Source organism: Nonomuraea sp. NPDC003560, from assembly GCF_042878785.1.
Classification (GTDB): Bacteria; Actinomycetota; Actinomycetes; order Streptosporangiales; family Streptosporangiaceae; genus Nonomuraea.
In genome coordinates this window covers 1-23,511 of sequence record NZ_JBIAOF010000015.1, presented here as the reverse complement: position 1 = coordinate 23,511, position 23,511 = coordinate 1, and the positions used below count along the sequence as shown (strand labels likewise).

The following is a 23,511-nucleotide window of genomic DNA, read 5'->3' as shown; positions in this document are numbered from 1 at the left end:
ATCCATCAAAACCGAAGATGGATGAAAAATCCCCTAGTTGCCGATTCGCTCGGCTTCCTTGCGCAGCTCCCGCTTGTAGAACAACATGCGCAGCGGGATGGCCGCGACGAGCGCGATCTGCATGGTCGCGCCGATCTTGATCGGCAGGTCGCCGCCTTCCGGCCAGGCCACCCAGAACGTGAGGAAGGCCACGTTCACCATGATCCACCCGAGGACGACCGCCGCGAGCTGTCCCTTCGGCTTGGGGTACTCGATCCGGCTGACCATCAGCCAGGCCACGCCGAGCACCGCGAACAGCGCCCAGATGCTGGGCTGGAACAGCAGCACGATGGAGATCACGGTCATGGCGCCCATGGGGATGGGCAGGCCCATGAAGTCGCCGCTCTTGGTCTTGACGCACGCGAAGCGCGCCAGGCGTACGACACCGGCGACCAGCACGGCCGCCGCGGCGGTGACCACCGCGATGAACGGCACCGAAGGCGGCGCGCCGACACCCCAGATCACGACCATGAACGCGGGCGCGAACCCGAAGCTGATCACGTCGGCAAGGTTGTCCAGCTCGGCGCCCATCGCCGAGGCGCGGAAGCGCCGCGCGACGAGCCCGTCGAACAGGTCGCAGGTCGCGCCGATGAGCAGCAGGACGATGGCGGTGGCGAAGTAGCTCGGCGTGGGCGTGAACTTGCCGTCGGCGACCGTGAGCTGCTGAATCGCCGAGTAGGCCAGGACGCAGACGGCGAGGAATCCGCAGACCGCGTTGCCCAGCGAGAGCGAGTCCGCGGCGGACAGGCGGAACGCCTTGCCCACGGGACCGCGGGGCTCTTCCTCGCCCGCCTGCCAGCTGCCGGCGTCAGCCGTGGTCAATTCTGGTCACCCCCGCAACCGTCTTCTCCCCCACGGTGACCGCGGGCGAGATGCCTTCGGGAAGGTAGATGTCGACCCGCGAGCCGAACCGGATGAGCCCGATGCGCTCGGTCTGCGCCACCTTCGCCCCGGCGCTCAGGTACGGCACGATCCGGCGCGCCACGGCGCCCGCGATCTGCACCATCTCGATGTCGCCCAGCGCGGTCTCGAAATGCCACACCACGCGCTCGTTCTGGTCACTGTCCTTGTTGAACGCCGGCAGGAACCCACCTGCGACATGCTGCACGGACGTGACATTTCCCGCAAGAGGGGCACGATTGACGTGCACGTTCAGGGGGCTCATGAAGATCGCGACGCGGGTGCGGCCGTCCGGCCAGGGATCGATGCTCTGCACCACGCCGTCGGCGGGCGACAGGATGCGCCCCTCGCCAGGAGTGCGCTCGGGGTCGCGGAAGAACCAGAGCATGCCGCCCGTGAGCGCACCCAGCGGGGCCGCAGCCAGGGCCCAGCGCCGGTCTCGGCGCGTCAGCAGCGCGGTGGCGGCCGCCGCGGCCGCCGTCGGGAGGAGCCACGGGGAGACCCCGCGCGCGAGCCGGACGCGGCTCGACTTAGCAGAATCGTCTGACACGTACAACCTTTGGTGGTGACTGGACTAGGCGCTTTGCCATGCTGTTACGGAACTCGCAACTATTACACGGCGCAACTTCACAAGCAAAGCGCCTCGATAGCCGTTCCGCTAGACCTGCTCCGGGTGCGTGTGCTCGCCTTCGCCGCTCGTCATGCGGGCTTTGATCAGGCTCGCAACCGTGGTGATCGCCATGGTGGAGCCGATGACCGTGAGCGACACCCAGATGGGAATTTCGGGTGCCCAGGAGACGCCGCTGGCATGCAACGCCTCCATTATCAGCTTAACCCCGATGAACCCGAGGATGAACGCCAAACCATAGCTGATGTAGACGAGTCGCTGCAGCAACCCGCCCAGCAGGAAGTAAAGCTGACGCAGCCCCATCAGGGCAAACGCGTTGGCCGTGAAGACGACGTAGGGGTCCTTGGTGAGCCCGAAGATGGCCGGAATCGAGTCGAGGGCGAACAGCAGGTCGGTGGTGCCGATGGCGACCATCACGATGAGCATGGGGGTCACCATGCGGCGGCCGTCGATCTTGACGCTGACCTTCGAGCCGACGTACCCCTCGGTGGTCGGGAACGCCCGGCGCACCCACCTGAGCAGGATGTTCTCGTTGAACTCGTCTTCCTCGCCCTTGAGGTGCTGCCGGATCAGGTTGACGGCGGTGTAGACGAGGAAGGCGCCGAAGACGTAGAAGAGCCAGCTGAACCGCTCAAGCGCCGCGGCGCCGAGCGCGATGAAGATGCCGCGCATGACCAGCGCGAGCACGATGCCGACGAGCAGCACCTTGTGCTGGTAGGGCCGCGGCACCGCGAACCTGCTCATGATGATGAAGAAGATGAACAGGTTGTCGACGCTCAAGCTGTATTCAGTGATGTAACCGGCGAAGAACTCCCCCGCCTTGTCGGCCCCGAAGGTGGCCCACAATCCCACGCCGAACAACGCGGCCAGGGCGACATAGAAGGTGACCCAATATCCGGCCTGCCGCATGGAGAACTCACGGGCTTCACCGCGGTCGACGATCCAAAGGTCAAAGGCGAGGACGACCAGCAGACCGCCGATGACGGCGATCCAGGCCCACACGGGTACGGTCACGATTCAAACCCTCCGGCATGCATGACTCATTGCCGGAGGTCTCTCCCGCCCGCGAACAACGCGGACCGGCAGCCCCGGGGGCCCCGTGGAGCGGGGCTGCACCGTGATGACGAGGCTGTCGCGAAGGGATACTCCCCTCCCTAACCCACGCAGTATACGCCGACACTCTGATCTCATCATCCATTCGATCTTGCCCCCTCGTACACCCCGAGGACGCTCTCCACGGCATCGTCACCGTCCGGCAACTCCCGTCCGCGGCGGGCGGCCGCCTCGGCCAGCGTCCGCGCGGCCCCCGGCTCGCCCAGGACCTCGCGCAACGCGCTGCGCAGCCCTTCGGCGTCCCCGTACGGCACCAGCCTCCCCGCGTCGCCGACCAGCCACGGGATCCCGCCGACGTCGGAGGCCACCACCGGCTTGCCCGCCATCAGTGCCTCGCTGAGGCTGAGCGGCAGCCCTTCCCAGCGGCTGCAGTTGACCACGACGGACGCGGCCGCCAGCAGGTCGGGGACGTCGTCCCGGTCTCCGAGAAGCAGGACGGGAAGGTTCCTGGACCGGATCCGGTCCTCCAGTTCCGCCCGCAACGGCCCCTCACCCGCGACGGCGAACAGGGGGGCCGGCGACTCCCACGGCCCGGCCGCCACGTCCAGCAGGGTGTCGAGCCCCTTCTGCTGGGCGAGCCGGCCGATCGTCAGCAGCAGGGGACGATCACCCGCCCCCAGTTCCTCCCGCACCTCCTCCGGCCTGCGCCGGGCGGGCCGGAGCGGAGGCGCGGGCACCACCGCCTCCGCCACCTCTCGAGCTCCCAGGACGCTCATCCGCTCCGCCAGATCCGGCGAGACCACCAGCACCCGGTCGGCCCGCCGCGCCACGATCCGCTCCAGCACCCCGTAGACGAACCCCACGAAACCGCCGGCGGTAAGCGCATTGTGCAAGGTGACCACCACCCCCGGCCCCTCCCGGCCGTCGCCCCTTCGCTTCCCCTGAGCTCTGAACGCACTCAGTGCCAGGCTCGCCAACGCCCCCGCTCGCAGGCCATGGGCGTGCACGACGTCGGCGTCGCGCGTCAGCCGCCGGATCGCGAGCACCGCGCGCAGGTCGTTCAGCGGATGCGGCCGGTCCGACACGGGCACCTCGGCGAACGTGGCTCCCGCCGCCCGGAAGGAGAACGCCTCCTCGACACTCCCCGGCCCCACGACCGCCGCCTGGTGGCCGCGCTGCACCAGCCCTTCGACGAGCATCCGTACATGCCGCCCGGTCCCACCCGACGTGGTCCCCATCACAAAAGCCACCCGCACGACCCCTCCTGAACCCTCACCGGAACCCGCAGCCACACCTCAAAGGTGAAACCGTAGCCCGAATCACGCCGCAGCTTCCCGATCTCACCCACCCAACCTGCCGACGCCAGTACCGGCCCCCCACAGGCACCTGAGCCTCAAAGGCCCCCGACCACCACGCCTTGGTCCGCCATGACCACCAACCAACCGCGCAGGCCCCTGTGCCCCAAGCCGGGATCCACGGTTCCCACGCCCGTGGCACGTTCGTGATGCCCAGCAGATCGACAGCCCCTGAGCTTCACGGACCCCAGAAATCTGGGCACCTTCACAGCCCGGCCAGCCTTGTGGGTGCCTGGCCCGCAAGAGGTCAAGCACCACCGGAACCATGTGCCCGATGCCCTGCGCTCCCTCCAAGGCCAGCAACCTTCCAGAGGCCACGCCCCCAGATGGCTCCTGGCCCCGCATGGCCCGTCACCTGACACAGGCCAGGCCCCTCGAAGGCAAGCCTTCGAGGAAGCCCTGCCTCACACAGAAGACCTCGCACCGCGGAACCAGCACCAACTGCGAGCCACACACTGCAGAAGCGCAGAAATCAGAGAAAACCAGGAGCCATGCCACCACGAACCGCGCGCCACTAGGCGTGCCAGCCTCAGAAGCCCCGCGCGACCAGCCGTCCAGTCCCAGAAGCGCGACCCAGCTGTGCAAGCCCCAGAAGCCGTACGGGACCAGCCGACCGAGCGTCCGAAGCCAAGCGCGACCAGCCGTCCGCGCCCGAACCCATGCGCGACCAGCCGTCCGCCCCCCGAAGCCGTGCGCGATCAGCCGTCCGCCCCCCGAAGCCGTGCGCGATCAGCCGTCCGCCCCCCGAAGCCGTGCGCGACAACCAGGAACCGCCGGAGCGCACCCACCGCACCACAGGCAGAGGATCACTGGCCGTGGATCAGCCGCCCCGTCCGAGCAGCCCGGCCACCACCCTGGCATCCGGCCGGTCCACCACCGCGACGACGGCAGCCCCCACCACCACGGCCACCACCGCCGCCAGCACCACCGCACCCACGTTCAGCCAGATGCCCGAGACCCCGAGCCACCTCACCACCCCAGCCCCCGCCAGGTACCCCAGCACACCACCGGCGATCGCCGCCCCCGCGGCCCGGGGCAGCCCCGCCGCGGCACTGCTCCCGCGCGCCCGCACCACGGCCCCGAGCAGCAACACTCCACCGGCGGTCATGCCGACGCTCATCCCCAGCGCCATGCCGCCGATCTTCCACCCTGCGGGCAGCAGCAGCACGAGCACGGTCTGCGCGACGATGACGACCAGCCACCCCGCCACCGTCCCGGTGGCGGCCGCCCGCCCGAGCCCGGCCGCGTAGAGCACCCTGCTCAGATGGGCGATGAGCCCGTAGCCGACGATGCCCGGCGCGAACAGCGCGATCGCCAGGGCGAGCTGAGGCGGCGGCACCTCGCTCCTGCCTCCCAGGAACACCACCGCCCCAGGCCCCGACGCGGCGGCCAGCACCCCGGCCGCCAGCCCCGTGACCAGCACCACGGCCCGCGTGGTCCGCGCCGCCAGCGCCGAGAACGCGACCGCGTCGCCCGCCTGCGCCGACAGCCGGGGGAACGCGCTGGTGGCGATCGGCACGGCCAGCACCGCGTACGGCACCAGGTAGATCGCCCACGCGTAGTTGTAGACGGTGAGAGCCCCGTTGCCGATCGCCTTGTTCGACAGCAGCACGACGACGATCATGGCGGCCTGCTGGGCGAGCAGCGCCGCGATCCCGGCCAGGGCGAGCCTGCGCACCTGCCCGGCCACGCCGTCGGGGAAGCGTAAGGTGGGCCGCCACCGCAGCCCCAGCCGCGACACGGGCCCGACCACGGTCAGCACGAGCGAGAGCACGCCCAGGCTGGTGCCCACCGACAACGCCAGCTCGGCCGGCCCGGGCAGCTGAGCCGGGTCGACGGTCCCCGAGCTGAGCGGCACGAACAGCAGGTAGGCCACGATGACCACGATGCTGGACACCAGCGGCGCGACCGCGGGCCCGGCGAAGCGGCTGTGCGACTGCAACACGCCGTAGAGCACGACGGCCACGCCGTACAGGGGGATCTGGGGGGCGAAGACGACCAGCATCCGGGTGGCGACGGCGACGAGCTGGGTCGTGTCGCATCCGTTGACGGCCTCGCCGAGGAACAGGCCGATGACCGGCCGGGCGAACAGCGCGGTGAGCGCCCCCAGCGGCACCAGGACCACGACGACCCACGTCAGCAGCGCCGAGCTGATGTGCCCGGTGCGCTCGCGCGAGGCCACGGCCCCGGCCAGCACCGGCACCACCATGCCCGCCAGCGCACCTCCGACGACGACCTCGAAGACGATGTTGGGGATCTGGTTGGCCGTCATGTAGGCGGTGGACAGGCAGTTGGTGCCGACAGTCTGGGCGAAGGCGTACTGCTTGGCGAAGCCGGCGATCCGGGCCAGCACGGTGATCGCCCCGATGAGCAGGGCGCCACCCGCCACGCCCCGCGCCGTCACGCTCCGCACCCGGCCTCCCCCGCCCAGTATCCGGTCACGCCGACATCCTGGCAGGTGCCACCGACAATCGCGCGCGGAGGGTCACACGTGGTCGACGGGACGCCGCCCGAGCATGTCGAGCCGGTTGAGCACCGGGTTCGCGGCGATGACCTTGGTGAAGCTGACCTTCTCCGAGGCCGCGGTGAGCGCCGCGACCGTGCCCAGGAGGACGAGCCTGCCGGGCCTGCCGAGCTTGGTGACCGCGGCCAGCCCGAGCAGGGCGCCGAGCGAGTTGGCGCCCGCGTCGCCGAGCATGGCGCGCTCGCCGAGGTCGTCGGGGAGCAGCGCCGCGGCGGCGCCCAGCGGCACGGCGGCCAGGGCCGCGGCGGCGGGCGAGGACCGCAGCAGCGAGACGGCCAGCAGCGGCCCGCCGGCCAGCAGCCCGACCTTGATCGCCCGGCCGGGACGCAGGTCGAACAGGTTGGCGAGGTTGGCGGCGCCGGCGATGGCCGCGCCGTTGACCAGGGTGTCGACGGGCCCGTCGGAGACGAGGGCGGCGGCGCCCAGCCCGGTGGCGCCGATCCCGAGGATCTTCACGGCGCCGCTGGTGACCTCGCCGCGGGCCAGAGCCGTCAGGTGGCCCTTGAACCCCTTGGAGGACGTGGTGCCGTAAAGGTCGTCGTAGGCCCCGAGGGCGCCGGTGCCGACGCCGGCCAGCACCGCGGCCAGCCGGGTACGCGGCGCCAGGCCCGGCGTGAGCGCGGCCGCGGCGCCGGAGCCCGCCACGAACGCGGGCCCTTCCAGCAGGGTGATGGGCTCGCCGCGGTGGTTCTTGCGCGTCCAGCGCCCGCCCAGGTCGGCCGGACGGTTCCGGGTGCAGGCGGAGTAGGCGGCACGGGCGGCGGCGGCACCGATCGCGGCGCCGGCCAGCGCGTAGAGCAGGCCACGGGCCATGTCAGCTCCCTGACTGGGTCGGTGAGGGTGTGGTGGTCGGCAGCGCGGGCTGGGTGGCCGAGGCCCCCTTGCCGATGCCGTACTGGCCGGCCCGCCCGCTCAGTTGCTCCCGGAGAGCGTAGACGACCACGACCCGGCCCGTGGGCATATCGACGGTATCGACGGTGGACACGCGCTTGGCGACGTCGCCGTCGTCGCGCAGGGCACTGACGGCGCCCCCGGTGACGGCCGCGTTGGCGGCGCTGCCGGCCAGCACCGCGCCCTTGCCCGCGGCGTCGAGCCGGTCGGCGACCGAGACGAGCGCGCCCAGCTGGGTCTCGGCCTGCTCCCCCTCGTACGCCTTCTCCGGCGCGAACATCACCGCCAGCATGGCCCGTTTGGCGGGGTCGCCGTCGGTGCTGACCAGCCCGCCCGCCTCGAACCCGCTGATGACGGCGGCGGTCGCGGCATTGGGGGTGCCCGCCTGGGCCTGGTCGGTGGTGAGCAGCGTGGAGGCGAGAAGTGCGCCGGCCTTGTCCCAGACGGTCGCCGTGGACGGGAAGACCATGTCGACCGGTTTGAGCTGGTTGACCAGGCCGTCGAGCACACCGCTGCGGTCGGGGGCGAAGAACTTCTCGGTCAGCGTGACGCGCCCGCTCACCTCGGCGCCCGCCTCCTCCAGCACCTGCTGCTCGGCCTCGCGGAACGTGGTGCTCGACCCCGGCGCCTCGACCAGCAGCACGCGCTGGCCGGTCAGCTCGCCGGCCACCAGCTTCGGAGTGACGCTGGTGACGAAGGCGTCGTTGCCCGCCTCGCGGCCCTGGAGCTGGTCGATCTGCACGCGCAGCTCGTCCTTGGTCTTGGTGAGCTGCGCGGAGATCTCCTGCGCGGACTTGACCGCGGGCTCCTGCAGCAGCGTGGTGCCCAGGACGATCCCGACCGCCAGCGCCAGGAAGATCGCGACGATGGAGACGACGTGGTAGCGAAAATCGATCACGAGAAGAGTCCGACCAGCCAGAAGATGAATGCGTTCCAGACGTCTTGCAGGCCGTTCAGCCAGGTCTGGCCGAGCGGCGACAGGAAGAGCGCCACCCCCATGGTGATCAGGGCGGTGATCACGAGCATCAGGAGCTGGGAGGTGGTGATGCGGCTGCGGTAGAGCCTGCTCACGCCCTTGGCGTCGATGAGCTTGCTGCCGATGATCAGCCGGGTCAGGAAGGTGCTGGCCATTCCGGAGCGGCCCTTGTCGAGGAACTCCTCCAGGGTGCCGTGGGTGCCGACCGCGACGATCAGCTCGGCGCCCTTGTCGTCGGCCAGGAGCATCGCGATGTCCTCGCTGGTGCCGGTGGCCGGGAAGATGACCGCCTCGCGGCCGAGCTGGTGCACCCGCTCCAGGCCGGGGGCGCGGCCGTCGCGGTAGGCGTGCACGACGAGCTCGGCGCCGCACGTCAGGGCCTTGGTCGAGACGGAGTCGAAGTCGCCCACGATCACGTCGGGGAGGTAACCGGCCTCCAGCAGCGCGTCGGCGCCGCCGTCGACGCCGACGAGGACGGGACGGTATTCCCTGATGTAGGGGCGGAGAGTGGCGATGTCTTCCTTGTAGTGATATCCGCGCACCACGATGAGGACATGTCTGCCCTCCATCGGGGTGCGGATCTCAGGCACGCCGACTCCGTCGATGAGAAGCTTGCCCTCACCGCGAACGTACTCCATCGTGTTGACGGCGAAAGCCTCGATCTGCACGGCCAGCCCGGCGCGCGCCTCGGCCATGGCGGCCTCGACGGCCTCGGCCGTCTGCTCGTCGCCCTTGCCCACGACGTCGTCGTCGAGGTAGATGACGCCCTCGTGGAGGCGGATGACGTCGCCGTCCTTGACGCGTTCGAACAGCTCGGGGTTGGCGTTGTCGACGAACGGCATGCCCGCGTCGAGCAGGATCTGCGGACCCAGGTTGGGATAGCGGCCGCTGATGCCGGCGGCGACGTTGACCACCGCCGCCGCGCCGCACGCGACGAGCGCCTCCGCGCTGACCCGGTCAACGTCGACATGGTCGATAATCGCTATTTCCCCGGGCTGGAGGCGTTTGGTCAGCCTCTTGGTTCGCCGGTCGATTCTCGCCACTGCCGTCACACCGGGAAGGTCACCGACCTTCCTGCCACGGAGGCCCGGCATCTTGCTCCCCGGAACCTTCATCATGACCATCCTGCCAGAGGGAAACAGCGCGGAGGCCAAGCACTACGCCGCGTGTCCACTATGTCACGCTGAATCACCTGTCGGCCGCTGCGAGCCCGAGCAGCTCCTCCGCGTGCGCCCGGCCCAGTTCGGAGTCCTCCAGACCGGCCAGCATGCGCGACAGTTCGCGGACGCGCCCCTCGTGGTTGAGCGTGACGACCCCGCTGCGCACGACGCTGCCGTCGCTGGCCTTCTCGACGACCAGATGCTGGTCGGCGAAGGCCGCCACCTGCGGGAGGTGGGTGACGACGATCACCTGCGCGGTGTGTGCGAGCCGGGCCAGCCGGCGCCCGATCTCGACCGCGGCCTTGCCGCCGACCCCCGCGTCGACCTCGTCGAACACGAACGTCGGCACCGGGTCGGCACCGGCGAACACGACCTCGATGGCGAGCATGACGCGGCTCAGCTCGCCGCCGGAGGCGCCCTTGTTGAGCGGCAGCGGCGGCGCGGCCGGGTGGGCGGCCATCCGCAGCTCCACCTCGTCGACGCCCTCCGGGCCGAACTCGGCGCTCTGGGTGAGCTGCACCACGACCCGGGCGTGGGGCATGGCCAGCGCGGTCAGCTCTTCGGTCACGGCCTGGCCGAACCGCTCGGCGGCGGCCTCGCGGACCTTGGTGAGCTCGGCGGCCAGGGTGGTGAGCCTGGTGGTGAGCTCCTCGTGCTCGCGGGTGAGCTCCTCGATGCGCTCGTCATCGCCTTCGAGCTCGCCCAGCCGGGCGGCCGCCTGCTGGGCCCAGGCCAGCACCCCTGCGCTGTCCTCGGCGTACTTCCTGATCAGGCTGCCCAGCACGGACCTGCGTTCCTGCACGGCTCCCAGACGGGCGGGGTCGGCCTCGATGGACTCTGCGTAGGCGGCCAGGTCGGTGGCGACGTCAGAGATCAGGTATCCGGCCTCGGCGAGCCGGTCGGCCACGCCGGCGAGCTGGGGGTCGTAGTCGCGCACGGCCTCGACGGCCGCGCGGGCCTCCCCGAGCAGCGAGATCACGTCACGGGCGCCGCCGCCGGCCTCCATCGGGTCGCCGAGCAGCGCGGTGTGGGACGTGGTGGCCGCGCTGCGCAGCGCGTCGGCGTGCGAGAGGCGCTCCTCCTCCTCGCGCAGCTCGGCGTCCTCGCCCGGCTTGGGGTCGACCTTCTCGATCTCCTCCAGGCCGAACCGCAGCCGGTCGGCCTCCTGGGCACGCTCCCTGGCCTGGGTGGTCAGCTCGTCGAGCAGCGCCCCGACCTGCTTGTGCCGCTTGTACGCCTGTGAATACGCCCGCAACGGCTTGACCAGCTCGTTTCCGGCGTAACGGTCGAGCGCGGCGCGCTGCCTGGCGGCCTGCAGCAGCCGCTGCTGGTCCATCTGCCCGTGCACCGCCACCAGGTCGTCGGCCAGGTACGTCAGCGTGCCGACGGGCACCGTACGGCCCCCGAGCCAGGCCCTGGAGCGGCCCTCGGCCGAGACGGTGCGCGAGATGATCAGCTCGCCGTCCTCGACCTCACCGCCGAGGTCCTCGACCTGCTGGGCGACCCGGCCGCCGGGCTCGACGACGAGCGTGCCCTCCACGGTCGCCTTGTCGGCCCCCGGACGGATGCGCGAGGGATCGGCCCGGCCGCCGAACAGCAGCCCGAGCCCCGTGACGACCATCGTCTTGCCCGCGCCGGTCTCGCCGGTGACCACGTTGAAGCCCGGCGAAAGCTCGAGTACGGCCTCGTCGATGACGCCGAGCCCCTGGATGCGGACCTCCTCGACCCTTGGTCGCACTGCCCACTCCCGTCACTGCCGTGCCTGATGGCCGGTCGATTGTCTCCGGACACCTGTTGCCCATGGGATCCTACGCGCTCCGCCCTCCATTCATTCAGGGTCGCACTCTCCCGCGCCATCCCTGAACCGGTAGTTCGAACTTGGCGACCAGCCTGTCGGTGAAGGGCGCGCCGGTGTTCTCGACGCCATGCAGACGGGCCAGGCGCACCGGCTCGGCGCCCCTGCGCACCTCCACACGTGACCCGGAGGGCAGCTCGAAACGGCGGCGGCCGTCGCACCACAGAACCCCGCCCGGAGTGTCCGGCAGGATCTCCACGGCCATCGTGGACCGGGGCGAGACCACCAGCGGCCGCGCGAACAGCGCGTGGGCGCTGATCGGCACCAGGAGCAGCGCCTCCACCTCCGGCCAGACCACCGGCCCGCCGGCCGAGAACGCATACGCCGTCGAACCCGTAGGAGTGGCACATATCACGCCGTCGCAGCCCCAGCGGGACAGCGGCCGCCCGTCGATCTCGGCGACCACCTCCAGCATGCGTTCCTGCTTCTCCACGGTGACCTCGTTGAGCGCCCATGTGTCGGCGATCACCCGGCCGTTCTGCCTGGCCAGGACGTCGATCGTCATGCGCTCCTCGACGTCGTAGCGCCCGGCGACCACGCTGTCGACCGCCGAGGCCAGGTCGGCCACCTCCGCCTCGGCCAGGAACCCGACGTGCCCGAGGTTGACCCCGAGCAGCGGCGTGCCGGCGGGCTTGGCCAGCTCGGCCGAGCGCAGCAGCGAGCCGTCGCCGCCGAGCACGATCATGACCTCGGCGTCCTTGGCCGAGCCGGGATCGTCGCTGGGGACGACCTCCACCCCGCCACAGCCGATGTCACGCGCCTCGGTGTCCAGGACGCGCACGTTGATGCCCGCCCCGACCAGCCGGTTGATGACCAGACGGGCGCTCTCGACGGCGGCGCCCCGCCCGGTGTGGACGGCGACCAGCACGGTCCGGTTCATTGCGGCCCTTCCGCGACGGCACGCTGGATCTCGGCATCGAGCTCGGCGACGGGCGGATCACCCTCTCCTTTGCCCAGCCACAGCAGGTATTCGACATTTCCGGAAGGGCCGGGCAGCGGGCTCGCGGTCACGCCCCGCACGCTCAGTGCCAGCTCCTGCGCCTTGGCCGCGGCCTCGCGCACCGACCTGGCCCGCAGCTCGGGGTCGCGCACCACGCCGCCCGCGCCCACGAGCTCCTTGCCCACCTCGAACTGCGGCTTGACCAGCATGACGAAGTCGGCCCGCGGCGCGGCGACCTGCGCCAGCGCGGGCAGCACGAGCCGCAGCGAGATGAACGACAGGTCGCCCACGACCAGCGTGGGCGGCTCGCCGACCATGTCGGGGGTCAGGTCGCGCACGTTGACGCGTTCCATCACGGTCACCCGCTCGTCGGTGCGCAGCGACCAGGCGAGCTGGCCGTAGCCGACGTCGACGGCGAGCACGTGGGCCGCGCCGTGGCGCAGCAGCACGTCGGTGAAGCCTCCCGTGGAGGCTCCCGCGTCGAGGCATCTGCGCCCCTCCACCGACAGGCTCTTGAACGCCTCCAGCGCCCCGAGCAGTTTGTGCGCTCCCCGCGAAACGTAGTCGGGCCCGTCGGCCGACTCGGCGACGACGATGGCCGAGGCGGTGTCGACCTGGGTCGCGGGCTTGTGCGCCTGCTGACCGCCCACGCTGACCCGCCCGGCCTCGATGAGCTGGGCGGCCTGCTCGCGCGACCTGGCCAGCCCGCGGCGCACCAGCTCGCTGTCGAGACGGATCCTGCGGCTCACCGCTCGCCCAGCGCTTCGTCGCCCGCACCCGCGAGAGTGGACTCCAGCCCGGCGAACGCCTCCTCGAACACGGTCACGTGCTCGTTCACCGGCAGCTCGCCCACACGACCGAGACCGGCCACGATGGCGTCGACCCGCTCGTCACCGGTCTCCTCCGGCAGCTCACTCATGACTCGACCGTAACGCCTCGGGCGAGCGCCCGGGACCTTGGCAGGCGTGTCATGCGTTGAGACTCATACGGGGGTGCTAGTGATGTGGAACGCTACCGACCGCAAAGGGAAAGAAAGGATGCCCAACATGGCAAGCGTCGAGGAGTGCCGGGCGGCACTGGCCAGGCTCGTCGCCCAGTTCGACGAGATCGGCGCGGAGGATCGTGCCAAACACGTGGTCGAGCGCACGGTCAGCGCCCGGGTCTCCGACCTCGACCTGATCTTCTACGGGCGGCTGCACCACGGGGGGCTCGACCCGTTCACCGAGGAGCCGCCGGCGGGCGGCAAACCGGCCGATGTGAAGATCACCATCGCGAGCGACGACCTGGTCGCGCTGGTCGACGGCGAACTGGACCTGGCCCGTGCGCTGCTCGGAGGGCGGGTGAAGATCGACGCGAGCTTCGGCGACCTGCTGCGCCTGCGCAAGCTGATCTGACCGGTTCCGTTCAGGCGGCTGTTCAATGTCCTACGCAGCTGCGCAGCGCGGGTGTTCGCTGTCAGGCGACTACTCGGCGCGTGCGTTAACTGTTAGGCGACAAGCGAACAGCGAACCTGCCCCTCGACCCCCGACCGACTGAGCCGCCCTCCGGCGGCCACGTCGCCCCCATCTGACGCTCCCCGCGATCACCGGCACTGCCCTGCACCACGCGCGTGGACGAGCCCGTCGTGTTGCGAGCCGTGGAAGAAGGACGCCGTCACGACAGGACTCGTGGGCTCCTGGCCGCTGCAGGGCGGGAAAGGCAAGGCCGAGGCGGCCCCCGCGCCGGTCGTCTCACCCCACGCGCTTCAGGACGTCCTTGATCGCGTCCTCCCCGATCTGCCCTTCGCCCGCGGCCGTCCAGGCGGCGTCGCAGGCTGCGCGCAGGCCGTCGATCCGGCTGCCGTCGCCTTCGAGGTGCAGCGTCCCGTCACGCCACTCGGCCCGCCATCCCCCGCAGGCGCCGTCCCGCACGTCGGGATAGGGCTGGACCAGCGCGCCGAGGTCCTCGGCCAGGTACGTGGGCCGGTGCCGGGGCGCAGCGGTCAGCACGTCGAGCGGGGTGGCCACCCCGGTGAACACCAGCAGGCTCTCCACGCCCGCGTTGGAGGCCCCTTCGATGTCGGTGTCCAGCCGATCCCCCACCACTAGCGGCCGCCGAGCGCCCGTACGGATCATCGACTCCCGGTGCAACGGCGGATCCGGCTTGCCGGCGTACACCGGTTCAACCCCGGCGGCGGTGGCGATGACCCGGACCATTGCCCCGTTCCCCGGCAGTTCGCCCCGCCCGGTCGGCATGGTGCTGTCACCGTTGGAGGCCACGAACAGCGCGCCCTGCCGGACGGCCAGCGCCCCCTCCGACAGCAGGGCGTACGACAAACCGGGAGCGATCCCCTGAACCACCGCCGCGGGCGACTCGGCCGCGACGGACACCGGCCTGAGCCCATGAGCGCGTACGGCCACCCGCAGCCCCGACCCGCCCACGACCAGCACCGCGGCGCCCGGAGCCACCCGCTCGGCGACCAGCCGCGCAGCCGCCTGCGCCGAGGTCACCACATCGGCCGCCGTGGCCGGGACGCCGAGTTCCCGCAGGTGAGCGGCGATGGCGGCGGGCGTCCGGGAGGCGTTGTTGGTCACGTAGGCGAGCCTGACCCCCTTGCCCTGCGCCTCCTCCAGCGCCTGCCTGGCCCCGGGAACCGCGTGCTGTCCGAGATAGACCACACCGTCGAGGTCGAGCAGCAGGGTGTCATAGCCGTCAATCAGCACAGCGCCTCTTCCCGTTTGACTCTCACGCCGCGTGAGACTTTAGCGTCGCCTTCGTACCCCGCCACAGGAAGCCCTCTCCTCGTGGATCGGGAAACCCGTACCCGACACCGGAAGGACGACCATGTCCCACGAGCGCGACGCCACGACCGAGGAACGCATACAACTGCTCGGCGCTCCCGCCCATGACGAGTACGCGGCGGAGGCCGAGGAACGCTGGGGCGGCACACACGCCTGGGCCGAATCCGCACGCCGCACCTCGACCTACACGCGGGAGGACTGGCGGCGACACGAGGCCGAGGCAGCCGCCCTCTCGGTCCGGCTCGCCGACGCGATGCACGCCGACGTCCCGGCAGACGGCGACCTCGCGATGGACCTGGCCGAGGAACACCGCGCCCACCTCTCCCGCTGGTTCTACGACTGCACGTACGACATCCACCGCGGCCTGGCCGACCTGTACGTCTCCGACCCCCGCTTCACCGCCGCCTTCGACCGCACCTCGCCCGGCCTGGCCGCCTACCTCCGATCCGCCATCCTCGCCAACGCCACCCGCCACGGCTGACGCCTGACCAGTCGCATAGACGTGACGCCACGCGTGGAAGGCGACGGCCGACAAGCCGGGAACTGGGGCACGGCCCTCAAGGCGCCGTTCTGCTGCGCAACCCGGGCAAAGTCCCTCACGACAACCTTGCGCCGCTTCCATGGCGGTGGAGCAGCCAAATGCGGCCACTGGCATGCCTGTTCCCTTACGCAAGGGCAGCCAGATGCAGCCACGGCATGCCTGCACGTTCGAACAGGAACGGCCTGGGCAGCCACGACGGCTGCATTCGCCGCACCACGCCCCCTGGGCATTCGGCTGGGAAAGCCACCGCATAGGCCCCTCATGTCCCAGTAGGTCGTGTTCTCCACACAACCCGAGTCGGTCGCCCAGCAGTGGGGTAGCCACTTCTCCGGTAATGGGCGGAGTCGTCACGGCCGGCCGGGTGCTCGGGGTCGGCAGCGGGCAAGTGCCGCGATGTCCCTCAGCCGCCGTCAGCGGCTGGGGAACGCGCGGACATGGCCGCCCATGCGTGACGGCATGAACCCCTCGACGGCCTGAACGCCTCGACGAGGCCCCGGAAGGCCCTCAGCGACAGCCTCACCCCCATGGGCCGACCAGGGCACGGCAATAGTCGCGTGCCCGGGCCACGGACACGCTCCGTCCAGTACGGGGCCAGACCAAGGAAGCGCTCTGCTGCGACGACGCCCGCTCAGCACCACGGGCCGCGAGCAAACACCGCAGGGGCTCCCGTCCGAGCTGATGCCCACAGGGAGGATCGAAACGCCCATCTGGCACAGTCGCTTGGGAGGCGACGTTCGCCATGGCCGGCTCCCGCGCTCGCCTGCCCCCTACATCTCTCGACGAGCCCTCAACGTCGCCCGCACACTCTTCAAGGCCGACACGTAATGCCGCTCGTCCGGCCGCATGGCCACCGCGATGGCCAGCGGCTCCTGAGCGCCTTCCAGATCCCCCGTACGCCACAACGACAAGCCCAGCCCGAAGTACGCATAATCCTCAGCCGGGTTCGCATCCACGATCTGCCGGAAGCTGGCCGCGGCCTCCGCGTACTGGCGGGAGTTGAACTGCGCCCGAGCCAGCGCCTCAAGGATGCTCCGGGACTGCGGCTCAGCAGCGGCGGCCCGCTCCAGCAACGCCGCGGCAGCAGCCGGACTCCCCTCCTTCAGCAACTTCACACCACGCTGATACCAGTCGTAAACACCGCCCCCGGGAACGCCACCCACGGACTCATCGTGACCATTTCCGCCCTGAACCATGCGTGAGGACTCCTTCATCGCTGGACGACGAACCTCGCTCCCGCTCCGCCGCGTAAGGGGCGCGACAGCAAACGATTGGGGCAACTCCTGGTAGGCGCAAGCATTTATGGGAGCATGCCCGGTATGGGGACTCCTGAACTGCCGGTGCCTGACGGACTGGTGCTACGGCCCTTCCGAGGCGTACGTTTCGATGTCGAAGATCCCGCCAAGGTGACCTCCCCACCGTACGACCTGATCAGCGATGCGGACGTCGAAGCCCTCCTTGCCTCCCACCCGAACAACGTCGTCCGCCTCATCCTTCCCTGCAACCCCGAAGCGACACCCGCCGCCGAACCCGGCACCCCTCGCGGCTCGGCCGGTACCCCGTCCAGACTCCGCCACCGGACCGAGGTGCCACTCGAAGCCCGCTACTCCGAGGCCAGGGACACCCTGAGGGCCTGGCTGGACGCCGGCGTCCTGGTGGCCGACGACACCCCCGCCCTGTACGTGTACGAGCAGAGCGGCCCGCACGTCCTCCAGCGTGGCCTGATCGGAGACGTCGGCCTGGTCGACCCCGCCGAACGCGTCATCCTCCCCCACGAGGACGTCATGCCCGGCCCCATCGCCGACCGGCTGGCTCTCATGAGCACCACCGAGGCCAACCTCGAACCCATCTTCCTGCTCTACAACGGCGACAACGGCAAGGCGACCCGCCTGGTGGACGAGGTGGCCGCCAAACGACCGCCCCTCGTCACGGCCGGAACCGAGGACGGCCTCACCCACCGGCTGTGGGCGATCACCGACCAGGACGAGATAGACGCCATCAACGCCGACCTGCGCAACCGTCAGGCCCTGATCGCCGACGGCCACCACCGGTACGCCACCTACCGCGTCCTCCAGCGTCAGGAGCACGCCGCCCGCCAAGCCCTGCGGGACGGAACCGACCAAGCCACGCCCTACGACCCCCAGGCTTCTCAGCACACCCCTCTCAACGCGCCTCCGGACCGCCCCGTAACCCCCTCTCCCAGCCCAGTCACCTCGTTCCGGCACGAGCTGACCGACCACCTGGCCCATCCGTCAGCGGAACCGGCCTCCGCCCCGGCCGACCCCCGGCAGGCGCTGGGCCCCTGGGACTTCGGGCTGGCCCTGATCGTCGACTCCACCGCCTACCCACCCGACCTCAAGGCCATCCACCGCGTCATCCCCGGTCTCCCCTTGACCGAGGCCGCCGCCCGGGCCAGGGGCGCCTGGCAGGTGCACGACTACGACGACCTGGCGCAGGGCCTGGAGGCACTGCAGAACGCGGCCGAGCCCGCCTTCCTGCTCGCCGGCGAGAGCGGCACCCATCTGCTCACCGACCCCGACCCGGTGCAGCTGAACCTGGCGATGCCGGACCACCATTCGGACCGCTGGAACTCGCTGAACACCTCGATCCTGAGCGAGTTCATCCTGCCCAAGGTGTGGGGCATGGAGGACGACGAGCGGGCCGTACGCATCGTCCACCACGACACCGAGGCGGCGTTGCGGCTCGCGATCCAGACGGGCGGCACAGCCGTCATCCTCAAGCCGCTCATGGTCCATGACGTGCTGGCGGTCGCCGCGGGCGGCGAACGAGTGCCCCGCAAGTCCACCTCCTTCGGCCCCAAACCGCGTACCGGCCTGGTCCTGCGCACGTTCGCCATCGACTGACGCCGCCCCTTCCGCGTGGCCGCGCCTCCCCTGCCCCCTCCGAGCGCTCTCCGAGGCGGCGCCTCGCCATCGCCGGCAAGGTCAGCCCGCCCCGGCCAACTGAGCCACCTGCCGCGGCCCCCGGCTCGGAACCACCTCCTCAGACGGCTCAGGAACCGTCTCCTCGACAGGTCTGACGGCACTGACCTCCACCTCGTACCGCCAGATCTTGGCGGCGGCCGGGCCGAAGACCCGGCAGCGGAACGCGCCCGTCACCTCGATGAAGTCCCGCGGTTTGAGGCCCCGCACGATCTCCGCCACCTCGGGATCGAACGTGACGCACGGGATGCTGTCGGTGAGAGCCGGGCCTCGCCGGTGCCTGCGCCGGCGGCGGACGATGACGCGCCACTTCGTGGCCATGTCGCCGCTCGGCATCGCGTATTCCTCGACCGCCGCCGACAGCCGCCCCACCAGCACGACCTCGTTCCGATCCATTGTCGTCCTCCCGTTTGTGTTCCGGAGGAGATCACTCTCTACGATGAAGGGAAGCCCGGATCGATACGAACGTCGTTCTGGGGATGACGGATGTACGCGCGGGAGTGCCTGTGGACAACATCACCGCACTAGGCGGCGACGTCTATGAGATCGACACCAAGATGGCCGGATACGCGGGCATCACCGCCGGCTACCTGATCCTGGGAGATCGGCCGTGCCTGGTGGAGACGGGCACCTCGACCTCGTCCCCCGTGGTGCGTGACGCGCTCGCCTCGCTCGGCGTCGGCCCGGACGACCTGGCCACCGTGGTGGTGACCCATATCCACCTGGACCACGCGGGCGGTGTGGGCGACATCGCGAAGTTCTTCCCGTCCGCGCAGGTGGTGGTACATGAGAAGGGCGCGCGCCATCTGGCCGATCCGTCGCGTCTGATGGCCAGCGCCCGGATGGTCTGGGGTGACCAGCTCGACACCCTCTTCGGCGAGCTGTCCCCCACCGAGGCCGAGCGGATCGTCGCCCTGGGCGACACCGGAGCCATCGACCTGGGCAACGGCCGCACGCTGAGCAGCCACTACTCTCCGGGCCACGCCAAGCACCACGTCGGCCTGATCGACTCCGCCACCGGAGACCTCTATGTCGGGGACGCCGCGGGCGTGTACCTGCCCCAGACCGGCGACCTGCGCCCCGCCACCCCGCCGCCGGACTTCGACCTTCAGACGGCCCTCGACTCGATCGCCCTGTTCCAGGCGCTTGGTCCGCAACGGTTGCTGTTCAGCCATTACGGACCGGTCGGCGCCGTCCAGGAGACCCTTGAGCGGTCCGCCGAAGAGCTCCGGGTATGGGTGGATCTCACCCGTCAGGCACACTCCGAGGGCCTCGACCTCGATCACGCGGTCGCCATGGTCCGCGACCGCACCAAGGAGCGCTACACCGCCCTGCAGTCGGACGACGTGACGGCCGAGCAGTTCGAGCTGCTGAGCGGCGCCCCGTCGAACGTCGCGGGCATCCTCCACTGGCTCAACCGCGTCGAACGATGACGACCGGCCGATCACACCCCATGTGACACAAAAACTCCGCCGTACCCCTGATCATCAGGGGTACGGCGGAGCGGCAACACCTACTCGTCGTTCTTCTTCGGCCGGTCCTGAGCGGATTCGTCCGTCTCGACTTCCAGCACGTCACCGAAGTCCGGCTCGATGAACGCGGGCGTGATCCCCGGCGTCCCGGCCTCCGCCGGCTTCTCTTCCTCGCCACCGTCGGCGGGCTCGCCCGCCTCCGGCTCGGCCGTCTCAGCAGCGACGGCGTCCTTCGGCTCGGCAGGCTCGACCGGCTCGACCGGCTCGGCAGGCTGCTCGGCGGCCTCGGGCTCCAGGAGGTCGTCCGCCTCGGCCAGGGCCTCGTCGTCCTCTTCCTCCTCCTCGGCCAGCGTGCCCGCGTCGGCGGCGCCGGCGTCGTCGAAGTCGTCCTCGGAGTCGAGGTCTTCCTCGAAGTCCTCCTCGACGTCCTCGATGACGGCTCCGGTGAGCTCGGCGTAGCGCTCGGCCGCGTCCGTCTCGCCGTCCTCGTCGAAGGCCATCGCACGGGCGAACCAGTCGGTCGCCGCCTCCTGGTGTCCGGCGTCGGCCAGGGCGTCCGCATAGGCGAACGCGAGGCGCGCCGACCACGGCTTGGGCTGCGGGTCACGCAGCTCGGGCAGGCGCTGAAGGGTGATCACGGCCGCGTCTTGCTGGCCGAGGTCACGCCTGGCGCCCGACTCGACGATGGTCAGCTCGATGCGTCCGGCCCGGTCGAGGCGCTCGGCCTCCGGCGAACGTACGAGATCGATGGCCCGCTCCGGACGGCCCAGACCGCGCTCGCAGTCGGCCATGACCGGCAGGTACGCGTCGGACCCCGTCATCCTTCTGGCCGCACGCAGGTCGCTGAGCGCCTCGGAGAAGTGTCCGGCCCGGTAGGCGACGATGCCCGCAGCCTCGCGTACGACACCGATGCGAGCGGCGAACCGACGCGCCACCTTGGTGTGTTCGTGCGCCTTGTCGGGATCGTCCTCCTCCAGGGCGCGCTCGGCCGCGACCAGGTGCCTGCCGACCAGGTCGGAGAGGTCACCGGGCAGCGAACGCAGCTCCTCGCGCACTTCCTTGTCGAGCTCTTCCGCGGTGATGTCCGGCGCCACCTCGGGCAGCCTCTCGCGCTGCGGGGCGTCGGAGTCGCGGTCCTCCCGGCCGTACCTGGCGCGGGTGCCACCGCCCGGACGCTCCCCGCGGTCGTCACGCGAGAACGGACGCGACTCACGGTAGCCGCCACCCTCGCGACGAGGCCCGTAGGAGTCGTCGCGACGCGGGCCACGGTCATAGCCACCCTCGCGACGCGGCCCCCGGTCGAACCCCTCACGACGCTGCCCGCCGCCGCGGTCGTCACGGAACCCGCCCTCTCGGCGCGGCCCCCCTTCGCGACGCGGACCACGGTCACCGTAACCGCCGCCTTCACGACGCGGCCCACGGTCGAAGCCCTCACGGGGACCACGCTCGGAGCCCTCACCACGAGGACCACGGTCATAGCCTTCCCGGCGCGGGCCCCGGTCACCGAAGCGGTCGTCGCGGCGCTCGCCGTACCCGCCGCCCTCACGGCGCGGACCCCGGTCGAAGCCTTCGCGACGCGGCCCGCGGTCGAAGCCTTCTCTGCCCGGACCGCGGTCAAAGCCCTCGCGACGCGGCCCACGGTCTCGGTCGAACCCCTCACGACGCGGCCCCTGCTCGAACCCCTCACGGCGCGGGCCCCGGTCAAAGCCTTCCCGACGCGGCCCGCGGTCACCGTAGCCACCGCCTTCACGACGCGGCCCACGGTCACCGTAGCCGCCACCTTCACGACGCGGCCCACGGTCGCCATAGCCGCCGCCCTCACGCCGAGGTCCGCGGTCCTGGAAGGGACGACGCTCGTCGCCCTCACGACGCGGCCCGCGGTCGAAGCCCTCCCGGCGAGGACCACGGTCGAAACCCTCGCGGCGCGGTCCGCGGTCACCGTAGCCACCGCCCTCACGGCGCGGCCCCCGGTCCTGGTACGGACGACGGTCATCGCCCTCACGGCGCGGCCCACGGTCATCCCGGTCCCGGTAAGGAGGACGCTCGTCGCCCTCACGACGCGGCCCGCGGTCGAAGCCCTCACGGCGAGGACCACGGTCGAAACCCTCACGACGCGGACCCCGGTCAAAACCTTCCCGACGCGGCCCGCGATCGCCGTACCGGCTCTCGCGACGCTCGCCGCCGCCCTCGCGACGCTCGCCGTAGCCGCCGCCGCCTTCGCGACGCTCACCGTAGCCGCCCTCGCGGCGGGGTCCGCGGTCGTCCCGGTCGCGGTAGGAGCGGCCCTCGTCCCGGAAACCGCCCTCGCGCCGCGGCGCACGCTCGTCGCGGGAACCCTCCCCGCTTCGGGGCGCTCTGTCCTCGCGGTTGTACGGCCGCGGCCGGCCCTCTGAACGGAACGGACGATCGCCACCGGAATCACGCCCGCGAGAGCCGTATCCGCCAGTCCTGCCGCCGCTGGAGCGCCTGTCCCCGTAGTCGCCGCGCCCGCGCTGTCCGCCGTCCGATCCGTTATCACTGTTCACTTCTGGTCCATTTCGTTGGCTCACTCAGCGGACTCACAACGGCGGTCCACCGTGGCTGGTCGCCGCCCGCCCTCGGGCCTTACGCGACGAAGGCCACCCGTGGGGGTGGCCCGCTCCCCCCAGCCTAGCAAGCCCCCGACCGTTAACGAGCCCTCCAGCCACCCACGACGATCCCAGCTAAGACGCGGAGTGATCTCATAGCCGAAATCACGCAACACAAGAACAGGAAGGCATCCTCATCTACATCTGGCGGACGTTCTCGTGCACGTGTCTCCGGAGGCATTGGAGGAAGCCTCTGAACGATGAGTTCTGCGAGACACATCGCGGACAAGCCTGTGGCCTAGGGGTGGCTCCTCACAACTCCTGGGCGCCAGGCGCCCCAAGAGGGCTCTGCTCTGATGCGACCGATCCAGAAGGCGCCAGAACGACACCTAGCGCACCGCTCCTGCCAGGAGAGGCGGCCGAGGAATTGCCGGTTCGACCGTGTACGCAGCAATTGGCTCACCGCCATCCCCCATGGCAGGCTCACGAGGTTTATGAGGCGTCGCGCCCGACCTCCAGGCGTCGGAACGGGAAGTCGCTGGGGTCGATGTGCTCGTATCCAACAGGGGGCAAGCCAGGTCCGGAGAGCGCGTCAGCACATGTGGTCTCCTACAGCGCACCGCCCTGACAGGAAGCTCCGTGTTCGCGAGCCGGCCAGCACGACGCGACTGGCGGCCAGACGCGTTACACGGAACCGAACTCCCAAGGCGTACTGTGCTGCGCGCCACCTGAAGCTCTTCACCGGAAAACGTGTACAACGCAAAGAAGCCCCACACGATCCGTGTGGGGCTTCTTTGAAAGATTGTCCGGCGGTGACCTACTCTCCCACACCCTCCCGAGTGCAGTACCATCGGCGCAGAGAAGCTTAACTTCCGGGTTCGGAATGTAACC

At 70.6% G+C, this 23,511-nt stretch carries 21 protein-coding genes and 1 rRNA gene; 5 read left to right on the top strand and 17 right to left on the bottom strand.

Annotated features, from left to right (window positions below; all coding sequences use genetic code 11):
- Positions 1–33: 33 nt before the first annotated feature.
- From pssA to ACFYUV_RS43125, 12 genes are all read right to left on the bottom strand, one after another.
- Positions 34–861: a CDP-diacylglycerol--serine O-phosphatidyltransferase gene (pssA, locus tag ACFYUV_RS43180; RefSeq protein ID WP_357983442.1), complete on the bottom strand. Its 828-nt coding sequence runs from the start codon at positions 859–861 to the stop codon at positions 34–36.
- Positions 848–1,489 (bottom strand): phosphatidylserine decarboxylase, encoded by a 642-nt coding sequence (locus tag ACFYUV_RS43175; RefSeq protein ID WP_352329585.1) that lies wholly within the window; start codon positions 1,487–1,489, stop codon positions 848–850. The genes pssA and ACFYUV_RS43175 overlap by 14 nt, the downstream gene beginning before the upstream one ends.
- A gap of 108 nt (positions 1,490–1,597) precedes the next feature.
- Complete coding sequence (locus tag ACFYUV_RS43170) at positions 1,598–2,581, bottom strand: TerC family protein (RefSeq protein WP_352364449.1); 984 nt, start codon at positions 2,579–2,581, stop codon at positions 1,598–1,600.
- A 176-nt stretch (positions 2,582–2,757) separates the two neighbouring features.
- Positions 2,758–3,858: a glycosyltransferase gene (locus ACFYUV_RS43165; protein ID WP_387680345.1), complete on the bottom strand. Its 1,101-nt coding sequence runs from the start codon at positions 3,856–3,858 to the stop codon at positions 2,758–2,760.
- A gap of 937 nt (positions 3,859–4,795) precedes the next feature.
- Entirely contained in the window at positions 4,796–6,388 is a 1,593-nt protein-coding gene (gene murJ, locus ACFYUV_RS43160; protein WP_387679934.1) for a murein biosynthesis integral membrane protein MurJ, read from the bottom strand.
- 72 nt (positions 6,389–6,460) lie between these two features.
- Positions 6,461–7,312, bottom strand: coding sequence for a hypothetical protein (locus ACFYUV_RS43155; RefSeq protein ID WP_387679931.1), 852 nt, complete (start codon positions 7,310–7,312; stop codon positions 6,461–6,463).
- A gap of 1 nt (position 7,313) precedes the next feature.
- Entirely contained in the window at positions 7,314–8,288 is a 975-nt protein-coding gene (locus ACFYUV_RS43150; protein ID WP_387679928.1) for a copper transporter, read from the bottom strand.
- Positions 8,285–9,481 carry a putative cytokinetic ring protein SteA gene (gene steA / locus ACFYUV_RS43145; protein WP_387680342.1) on the bottom strand — a complete coding sequence of 399 codons (1,197 nt, stop codon included), beginning with the start codon at positions 9,479–9,481 and terminating at the stop codon, positions 8,285–8,287. Before steA ends, ACFYUV_RS43150 begins: the two co-directional genes overlap by 4 nt.
- Before the next feature lie 73 nt (positions 9,482–9,554).
- A complete protein-coding gene (recN, locus tag ACFYUV_RS43140) occupies positions 9,555–11,264 on the bottom strand; it encodes a DNA repair protein RecN (protein ID WP_387679925.1) in 1,710 nt (569 codons plus the stop codon).
- A 94-nt stretch (positions 11,265–11,358) separates the two neighbouring features.
- Entirely contained in the window at positions 11,359–12,261 is a 903-nt protein-coding gene (locus ACFYUV_RS43135) for an NAD kinase (RefSeq protein WP_352364459.1), read from the bottom strand.
- On the bottom strand, positions 12,258–13,070 hold the full coding sequence (locus tag ACFYUV_RS43130) for a TlyA family RNA methyltransferase (RefSeq protein ID WP_387679922.1): 813 nt from the start codon (positions 13,068–13,070) through the stop codon (positions 12,258–12,260). Before ACFYUV_RS43130 ends, ACFYUV_RS43135 begins: the two co-directional genes overlap by 4 nt.
- Positions 13,067–13,240, bottom strand: coding sequence for a hypothetical protein (locus ACFYUV_RS43125; RefSeq protein ID WP_387679919.1), 174 nt, complete (start codon positions 13,238–13,240; stop codon positions 13,067–13,069). The genes ACFYUV_RS43130 and ACFYUV_RS43125 overlap by 4 nt, the downstream gene beginning before the upstream one ends.
- Before the next feature lie 127 nt (positions 13,241–13,367).
- Here ACFYUV_RS43125 and ACFYUV_RS43120 point away from each other — a divergent pair, with 127 nt between their 5' ends.
- Entirely contained in the window at positions 13,368–13,715 is a 348-nt protein-coding gene (locus tag ACFYUV_RS43120) for an SCP2 sterol-binding domain-containing protein (RefSeq protein ID WP_387679916.1), read from the top strand.
- Positions 13,716–14,051: 336 nt separating this feature from the next.
- On the opposite strand, the gene ACFYUV_RS43115 is transcribed toward ACFYUV_RS43120, so the two are convergent.
- Complete coding sequence (locus ACFYUV_RS43115) at positions 14,052–15,023, bottom strand: HAD-IIA family hydrolase (protein ID WP_387679913.1); 972 nt, start codon at positions 15,021–15,023, stop codon at positions 14,052–14,054.
- Between the two features lie 121 nt (positions 15,024–15,144).
- Between ACFYUV_RS43115 and ACFYUV_RS43110 the strand changes: the two genes are divergently transcribed.
- On the top strand, positions 15,145–15,582 hold the full coding sequence (locus ACFYUV_RS43110; RefSeq protein ID WP_387679910.1) for a TipAS antibiotic-recognition domain-containing protein: 438 nt from the start codon (positions 15,145–15,147) through the stop codon (positions 15,580–15,582).
- 827 nt (positions 15,583–16,409) lie between these two features.
- Here ACFYUV_RS43110 and ACFYUV_RS43105 read toward each other — a convergent pair.
- Positions 16,410–16,835, bottom strand: a complete 426-nt coding sequence (locus ACFYUV_RS43105) for a tetratricopeptide repeat protein (protein WP_352326203.1) — start codon at positions 16,833–16,835, stop codon at positions 16,410–16,412.
- 144 nt (positions 16,836–16,979) lie between these two features.
- On the opposite strand from ACFYUV_RS43105, the gene ACFYUV_RS43100 reads away from it, so the two are divergent.
- Positions 16,980–18,503: a DUF1015 family protein gene (locus tag ACFYUV_RS43100; protein WP_387680340.1), complete on the top strand. Its 1,524-nt coding sequence runs from the start codon at positions 16,980–16,982 to the stop codon at positions 18,501–18,503.
- Positions 18,504–18,584: 81 nt separating this feature from the next.
- On the opposite strand, the gene ACFYUV_RS43095 is transcribed toward ACFYUV_RS43100, so the two are convergent.
- Positions 18,585–18,977, bottom strand: coding sequence for a single-stranded DNA-binding protein (locus ACFYUV_RS43095; RefSeq protein WP_387679904.1), 393 nt, complete (start codon positions 18,975–18,977; stop codon positions 18,585–18,587).
- An 83-nt stretch (positions 18,978–19,060) separates the two neighbouring features.
- Here ACFYUV_RS43095 and ACFYUV_RS43090 point away from each other — a divergent pair, with 83 nt between their 5' ends.
- A complete protein-coding gene (locus tag ACFYUV_RS43090; RefSeq protein WP_387679901.1) occupies positions 19,061–20,014 on the top strand; it encodes an MBL fold metallo-hydrolase in 954 nt (317 codons plus the stop codon).
- 80 nt (positions 20,015–20,094) lie between these two features.
- Here ACFYUV_RS43090 and ACFYUV_RS43085 read toward each other — a convergent pair whose 3' ends face one another.
- Positions 20,095–21,108, bottom strand: a complete 1,014-nt coding sequence (locus ACFYUV_RS43085; protein WP_387679898.1) for a hypothetical protein — start codon at positions 21,106–21,108, stop codon at positions 20,095–20,097.
- On the opposite strand from ACFYUV_RS43085, the gene ACFYUV_RS43080 reads away from it, so the two are divergent.
- A complete protein-coding gene (locus tag ACFYUV_RS43080) occupies positions 21,052–22,446 on the top strand; it encodes a hypothetical protein (protein WP_387679895.1) in 1,395 nt (464 codons plus the stop codon). The genes ACFYUV_RS43085 and ACFYUV_RS43080 overlap by 57 nt on opposite strands.
- A gap of 978 nt (positions 22,447–23,424) precedes the next feature.
- On the opposite strand, the gene rrf is transcribed toward ACFYUV_RS43080, so the two are convergent.
- A 5S ribosomal RNA gene (gene rrf / locus ACFYUV_RS43075) occupies positions 23,425–23,511 on the bottom strand; the annotation flags it as partial.